The 5,884-nt window shown below is 72.4% G+C and carries 4 protein-coding genes and 1 pseudogene; 2 read left to right on the plus strand and 3 right to left on the minus strand.

The window, feature by feature from the left end:
• Together LCD33_RS25625 and LCD33_RS25630 are read right to left on the minus strand one after the other, a co-directional pair.
• Positions 1-817: pseudogene (locus LCD33_RS25625) on the minus strand (hypothetical protein); the annotation flags it as partial.
• Between the two features lie 102 nt (positions 818-919).
• Positions 920-1,324, minus strand: coding sequence for a DUF5318 domain-containing protein (locus LCD33_RS25630; RefSeq protein WP_224957087.1), 405 nt, complete (start codon positions 1,322-1,324; stop codon positions 920-922).
• Positions 1,325-2,108: 784 nt separating this feature from the next.
• On the opposite strand from LCD33_RS25630, the gene LCD33_RS25635 reads away from it, so the two are divergent.
• A complete protein-coding gene (locus LCD33_RS25635; RefSeq protein ID WP_224957086.1) occupies positions 2,109-3,206 on the plus strand; it encodes an inositol-3-phosphate synthase in 1,098 nt (365 codons plus the stop codon).
• A 38-nt stretch (positions 3,207-3,244) separates the two neighbouring features.
• On the opposite strand, the gene LCD33_RS25640 is transcribed toward LCD33_RS25635, so the two are convergent.
• On the minus strand, positions 3,245-4,093 hold the full coding sequence (locus LCD33_RS25640) for a diguanylate cyclase domain-containing protein (protein ID WP_224957085.1): 849 nt from the start codon (positions 4,091-4,093) through the stop codon (positions 3,245-3,247).
• A gap of 334 nt (positions 4,094-4,427) precedes the next feature.
• On the opposite strand from LCD33_RS25640, the gene LCD33_RS25645 reads away from it, so the two are divergent.
• Complete coding sequence (locus tag LCD33_RS25645; RefSeq protein WP_224957084.1) at positions 4,428-5,741, plus strand: glycosyltransferase 87 family protein; 1,314 nt, start codon at positions 4,428-4,430, stop codon at positions 5,739-5,741.
• Positions 5,742-5,884: the final 143 nt, after the last annotated feature.

The raw sequence follows: 5,884 nt of genomic DNA on the forward strand, positions 1-5,884 counted from the left end.
GCGGGGGCACCTGGCGGGTGGGCTGCTGGCCGGGACGCTGCGGCGGCCTGAACTGCTGGGTGCTCTGCTCGTCCGGAGTCGCGGGGCCGCCCTGCTGCGCGGCTCCCTGCTGGCCCGGTCCCTGTTGGCCCGGTCCCTGCTGGCCGGGGCCGGGCTGGCGCTGGGTGCGCTGGTCCGCCGCGGGCGGCGGTGCCTGGGTGAACGAGGTCGGCAGGTCGAGCTTGCGACCGCCGCCGGAGTCGGCGGCGCGCTTCCCGGTCGGGGCGCCGTCCTCGTCGTCGAACGACGGGACCCACGCACCGGTCTTCTCGGAGGGCGCCTCGGCGTCCTGGTCCGCGCCGCGCGGCTGCTGCCCGTCGCCCGGCCAGTTCGGCTGGTCGCCGCCCTGCCGCGGACGACCCGGCGGCTGCTGCTGGCGCGTCCCCTCCCCGGGCCACGGTCCCGCACCCTGACCCGGTCCGGGCGGCGGCCCGGCGGCGCGCTGCTGCCCCGGACCCTGCTGCCCCGGACCCTGCTGGCCGGGACCCGGCGGCCCCGGGTTCGGCGGCGGCGGGTTCGGCAGGGCGCCCGGCGGCGGACCCGGCGGGCGCTGCGCGGCACCGGGTCGCTGCCCGGCGGGCGGCTGGTTCGCGGGGTTCGGCGGTCCGGCAGGCCGACCACCCGGCGGGGTGCCGCCCGGAGGCGGGGGGCCCTGCGGACGCGGACCCTGCTGCCGGGACGAGGGGGGCGTGGCCCGGTCGTCGGGGGAACCGGGATTGCGACCTTCGGGCTGCCGGGAGTGGCGGCCACGAGCTGGGTCGTCACGCTCGTCGTTCACGAGTTGGCCTCCAGGACAGGCGTCGTGCGACGCCAGGTGATGCATTCACGTCGGGGTGACCCCGCTTCGCGCGGGGCGGTGCTGCTCGTTCTCACGACCGGTTCACTCGGCCGCAGTCTTGCGCCGGGGGCGGCGGTTGTTCAAGTCACCGGTCCCGAGGACGTACGACTGCACCAGGTGGTTCCAACTGCACGTCCGACAGACTTCGACGACGTGCACGGTGAATTCCGCGAACAAGGCCGCCAACCGTTCCAGCTCATCGGGACCGCGAGCCGATCCCGATGCGTGCTTGAGTTCCTCGCCGAAGATCCACGAGACCAGCGTGAGCGGCTCCTTCCGGCACACCGGGCAGGTCACTTCGCTGGGCTCGCCGTGGTACTTCGCCGCCCGCAACAGGTACGGGTTCGCGTCGCAGACCTCCATCACCCCGACTCGGCCAGAGTGGACCTGCGCGAGCAGCGACCTGCGCTGCAACGCGTAATCCACCACTTGCCGTTGGGTCCGCACGAGGAACAGGGTACGTGTCCGATGCCGGTGCTCCATGCGCCGTTAGGGGCAGCGACCGCTTCCGTCGCGTGACCTGCGGTGTCGTGAGCAGCGCGGTTGGTCTCGACCTGCGAGGACCGGGGAAGCGCCGAAGATATACTCCTTTCTCGGGCAAGTACGGCTGGGGACGGCTCGAGCGCGGGAGGTGCGGATGCGCGAACTCGCCATGCCCGGCTTCCCGCAGCGCACCCGGTGCACCGGGCCCGAACTGCGGCGACTCCCCTCCGGCGACCGAGGTGGCCGGGGATCTCGCTGCGGGATGTTCTACCGGACGGCCGCCGCGCGCCCGCACCCCGGGTTGATCTTGAAACCCGGAGGCGCCGATGGTCCCGGTACCGGACGGGCCGCTCGTCCCCCGCTCGCCGGACCGCACCGCCGGAAGGTGATCGGTCCCACGGAGGCCGATCGGACGATTCGGGCGCCGCGCGGCGGATCCGCCCGATCCGCGGGAACAGCGCGGCCTCCCCGGCGGTTGTCGGGGAGGGCACCGGTGCGCGTTCCGGGAGTCGCGGGTGGCGGGAACCCGCGGCGACCGATCGGCACCGGTCGTCGGCTTGCCCAGGCGGGGGCCGCCCCCCCCCCCCCCCCACGACCCGCGCGCATCGTCCGCGCGACGGGCCACTTCCAGACCACGGCCCGGCCGGGCCTGATCCGGCCGATCCGGCTGCTCGCGCGACCCCGGGACCTCCGGGGCACCGGCGAGCGGGGAGAAGGACAACACATGACCTACAAGGAGGACCCTGCCATGAGCACAGACCGCCGCGAGGGCGCGGTTCGAGTGGCGATCGCCGGCGTGGGCAACTGCGCGGCATCGCTGGTGCAGGGCGTCCAGTACTACGCCGACGCCGACCCGGACACCCGGGTCCCCGGCCTGATGCACGTCCAGTTCGGCGAGTACCACGTGCGCGACGTGCAGTTCGTGGCCGCGTTCGACGTGGACGCCAAGAAGGTCGGCAGGGATCTCTCCGAGGCCATCGTGGCCAGCGAGAACAACACCATCAAGATCGCCGACGTCCCGCCGCTGGGCGTTCCCGTGCAGCGGGGCCGCACCCTCGACGGGCTCGGCCGCTTCTACCGCGAGACGATCGAGGAGTCCGACGAGGCGCCGGTCGACGTGGCGCAGGCGCTGCGCGACGCCGAGGTCGACGTGCTGGTCTCCTACCTGCCGGTGGGCTCCGACGACGCGGGCAAGTTCTACGCGCAGGCCGCGCTCGACGCCGGGGTGGCGTTCGTGAACGCGCTGCCCGTGTTCATCGCCTCCGACCCGGAGTGGGCCGCGAAGTTCACCGAGGCCGGCGTGCCGATCGTCGGCGACGACATCAAGTCGCAGGTCGGCGCCACCATCACGCACCGCGTGCTGACGAAGCTGTTCGAGGACCGCGGCGTGCACGTGGACCGCACGATGCAGCTCAACGTCGGCGGCAACATGGACTTCCTGAACATGAAGGAGCTCGAGCGGCTCGAGTCGAAGAAGAAGTCCAAGACCCAGTCGGTGACCTCGCAGGTCCAGCGCGACCTGGGCAAGCGCAACGTGCACATCGGCCCCTCGGACTACGTGCCGTGGCTGGACGACCGCAAGTGGGCCTACATCCGGCTGGAGGGGCGCGCGTTCGGTGACGTGCCGCTGAACCTGGAGTACAAGCTGGAGGTGTGGGACTCGCCGAACTCGGCGGGGATCATCATCGACGCGCTGCGCGCCGCCAAGATCGCGAAGGACCGCGGCATCGGCGGACCGATCCTGTCCGCGTCCTCGTACTTCATGAAGTCGCCGCCGGAGCAGTACTCGGACTCGGAGGCCTACCAGGCCGTCGAGGACTTCATCTCGGGCGACGTCGAACGCTGATGCGCCGTCCCCGCCAGGCCTCGGCCCGGCGGGGACGTTCAGCGCTGGAGCTGCTGCTCGGCGCGGGAGAGCACCGCGTGCGCGGTGGCGTTGCCGTTGGTGGTCACCCAGGAGACCCGCAGGTTCGGCCGGACCCGGGTGGGGCCGATCCGCATCGGCCAGCTGGCCATCCGGCGGGCCTGCTGGGCGATGGCCTCGCCGTTGCCGTTGGGGTGGTCGGCGACCAGCGCGAACTCGTCGCCACCGTACCGGGCGACGGTGTGCTCGTCGGACATGCCCTGCCGCAGCCGGCCCGCGAGGGTGCCGAGCAGCTCGTCGCCCCGGGCGAAGCCGTGCTCGGTGTTGAACGCGGCCAGCCGGTGCACGTCGAGCAGGACCAGCGTGGTGAGCATGCCGCGGGTGCGGGCGCGCACCAGGGACTGCTCCAGGCGGTCCAGCAGCAGCGCCCGGCCCGGGAGCCCGGTGAGCGGGTCGAGCAGGCCGCGGCTGTGCCCGACGTCGGTCTGCACGGCCTGCAGCAGGATCAGCACCCGGCGCTTCCCCTGCGCGCGCACCGCGTGGTAGTCCGCCCACAGCCGGGTGGGGTGGCCACCGCGCTCGACGACCATCGGGGTAGACAGCGGCGAGCCGGCGCGCAGCACCTGTCCGGCGAGCTCGGACCAGTCCGGCATCGCGGCACCGGTGTCGTCGCGCACCTTCCAGCCGCTGGGTCGCGCACCGGTGAGCAGATCGGACTTCGTCAGCTGCATGAGGTCCGCGGCGACGTCGTTGGTGGCGAGCACCTGGCCGCGCTCGTCCGTGAGCAGCACGCCCACGGTCAGTCCGGTGATCAGTTCGTCCCAGATCGGCGGCAGCTGGGATGGCGCGGTCACGTCGAGGACACTCATTCGGCCCCTCCTCCCCACCAAACGGAGCAGTCCATTGGACTCTCCTCTGCGGAGAGGCCTGAATTCAAGAGCATCACTACCACCCGTAATGGTGGTATTTACCGAGCGCGAATGACGCTGCGTCAGCAACTACCCGGGTCAAGCCCGAAGCGCCACCCGATGCGGGAAACGAGACGTCCATAAGGCGGATGATCTTCGACTGCGGTGCGCCCTCCGAGCCGCTCCGGTTCCGCCGGGCTCCGGCCCGATCAGCGCCTGCCTCTACGCTGGGTCCCGGCCGCCTGAGATCGGCGGCACCCCCGCATCGATGACCAGGACGGTGACCCTCGTGGCGGTGAGCGGACCGGATGACGCGACGCGACGACCCTTCGGCGAGGTGATGCGCGACCTCGCCAGGGAGAACCGCAGGCTGCTGATCGCCATCGGCGTCGCCGAACTGCTCGCCGTGCTGCTGGTCTCCACGATCAGCCCGCACGACCACATCGACGGCGAGGTCTACCGGCTCGGCGCCCGCGCCTGGCTCCAGGGCAAGGACATGTACGGCCCGCTGCCCGCGACCGAGTCCGGGCTGAAGCTGCCGTTCATCTACCCGCCGTTCGCGGCGATCCTGTTCGCGCCGCTCGGGCTGGTCTCCAAGATGGCGGCCGTGTCGATCATCATGCTGGTGTCGCACCTGGCGCTGCTGGTGACGCTGTACCTGGTGCTCAGCGCCTCCACCTTCCTGCGCGGGCAGCGGGACCGGGTCGTGCTGTGGACCGGCGTGGTGCTGCCGCTGGCGACGCTGTCCGAACCGGTGCTGGAGACGCTGACCTACGCGCAGATCAACCTGGTGCTGATGGCGCTGGTCGCGGTGGACTGCCTGTGGCGCACCGGGCCGGGGCAGAAGGTGCCGTACCCGCGCGGGCTGCTGATCGGCATCGCCGCCGGGATCAAGCTCACCCCGGCCGCGTTCCTGCTGTTCTTCCTGCTGCGCAAGGACTTCAAGCCGATCGCGATGGCGGCGCTCGGCTTCGCCGGGACCGCCCTCATCGGACTCGTGCTCGCCTTCGAAGGCACGAAGAAGTACTGGACGCAGGAGGTGATGGCCACCGGCAACGTGTCCTTCGGCCCCACCTTCACCGGCAACGCCTCGGTGTACGCGGGCAACCAGTCGCTGCGCTCGGCGCTGACGAAGCTCGGCGTCGGGAACGTGACGATGGTGCTCGTCGTGGTGACGCTGCTGGTGCTGGCGCTGGCCGTCGCGGGCATGCTGCACGCGCTGCGGCAGCGGGACCTGCCGATGGCGGTGACGCTCAACGGACTGCTGTCGCTGCTGATCTCGCCGATCTCCTGGTCGCACCACTGGGTGTGGGCGATCCCGGCGGTGGTGCTGCTGGCGGGAGCCGCGGTGCGCCGCTCCGACTGGGGGCTGCTGATGATCGCCGGGCTGGCGGCGTCGCTGTGCACGCTCGGACCGATGTGGAAGGTGCCGCAGGGCAAGGGCCGGGAACTGCACTGGAACCCGCTGGAGCACCTCGTCGGCAACGCGTACGTGTACCTGGGGCTGGCGCTGCTGGCCTACTACGCCTACGGCTTGTGGCGCTCCCACCGGCTCGGGAGGCGGACCGCGGAACCCGACGAACCGCAGATCTCCTCCACCCCCGCCTGACCTGCCCGCCCGCCGCGCGCGGGCACCCCGGAACGCGGAACGGGGGGGGCGCGCGCGCCCGGCCGGGCGGCGCGGGCCGCGGGGGGGGCGGGGCGGCGGGGGGAATGCCGCCGGGCCGGAGGCGCGGCGCCGGGGCGGGGGCG

Source organism: Saccharopolyspora sp. 7B (assembly GCF_020177435.1).
Classification (GTDB): Bacteria; Actinomycetota; Actinomycetes; order Mycobacteriales; family Pseudonocardiaceae; genus Saccharopolyspora_C; species Saccharopolyspora_C gregorii.

Excerpts from the sequence above, each read along its gene's own strand:
- LCD33_RS25635 (WP_224957086.1), top strand. The coding sequence starts at position 2,109 with ATGAGCACAGACCGCCGCGAGGGCGCGGTTCGAGTGGCGATCGCCGGC.
- LCD33_RS25640 (WP_224957085.1), bottom strand. The coding sequence starts at position 4,093 with ATGAGTGTCCTCGACGTGACCGCGCCATCCCAGCTGCCGCCGATCTGG.